Below are 381 nucleotides of genomic sequence, written 5' to 3'. Positions count from 1 at the left end.
ATCCAGCGGGATGCCGTTCTCGTCCTTCTTCGCCTTGATCTCCACGCCGTCCGGGTTGTTCGAGCCCACTTCGTGCAGCGCGATGATGTGCGCCACGACCAGGCCGAGCAGCACCAGCGGCACCGCGATCACGTGGAACGAGAAGAAGCGGTTCAGCGTGGCATCGCTCACCACGTAGTCGCCGCGGATGAACAGCGACAGGTCCTGGCCGATCACCGGGATCGCCGAAAACAGGTTCACGATCACCTGCGCGCCCCAGTACGACATCTGGCCCCAGGGCAGCAGGTAGCCCATGAACGCCTCGGCCATCAGGCACAGGAAGATCAGGCAGCCGAAGATCCAGACCAGCTCGCGCGGCTTGCGGTACGAACCGTACAGCAG

At 63.8% G+C, this 381-nt stretch carries 1 protein-coding gene; it reads right to left on the bottom strand.

The genetic code is table 11. The features are described from left to right. A partial coding sequence (locus AB4Z35_RS31120) for a cytochrome b N-terminal domain-containing protein (RefSeq protein WP_442101315.1) occupies window positions 1–381 on the bottom strand: 381 nt, incomplete at both ends.

Origin of the sequence: Pseudomonas sp. KB_15, assembly GCF_052114525.1 — a bacterium.
GTDB lineage: Bacteria > Pseudomonadota > Gammaproteobacteria > Pseudomonadales > Pseudomonadaceae > Aquipseudomonas.
The sequence above is the reverse complement of the archived record's forward strand: the minus strand, read 5'-3'. Positions and strand labels throughout refer to the sequence as shown.